Origin of the sequence: Roseovarius sp. A46 (assembly GCF_004126395.1) — a bacterium.
Classification (GTDB): domain Bacteria; phylum Pseudomonadota; class Alphaproteobacteria; order Rhodobacterales; family Rhodobacteraceae; genus Roseovarius; species Roseovarius nitratireducens.
The window spans coordinates 1-319 of sequence record NZ_PVWS01000100.1 but is presented as its reverse complement, the minus strand read 5'-3'; the positions used below and the strand labels follow the sequence as shown (position 1 = coordinate 319).

1 pseudogene is annotated in these 319 nt (G+C 62.7%); it reads left to right on the top strand.

What is annotated here, in order from left to right:
• Window positions 1-319 (top strand): annotated as a pseudogene (locus C6W92_RS17830) (IS630 family transposase); the annotation flags it as partial.

Sequence of the window (319 nt, the reverse complement as noted above, 5' to 3'; positions counted from 1 at the left end):
CCTCCGCAAGCTCGGCTATACACACAAAAAAAGTCGCTGGTCGCCGCCGAGCGTCGCCGAACCAAGGTAAGGCAACAGCGCGAAGACTGGTTCAGGCATCGTATTCCGGCTGTGTCGGCCCGGCCCGAGCGCGTTGTCTTCATTTATGAAACCTCGGTGAAAACCAACCTGACCCGGCTGCGGGGATGGGCGCCGCGCGGGGATCGCCTGGTCATGGACGCACCGTTCGGCTCGTGGGGCACGCAGACGTTCATCGCGGGGCTCACCGCCAATGCCATGATTGCGCCGTGGGTGATCAAGGGTGCTATGGATGGCTTGG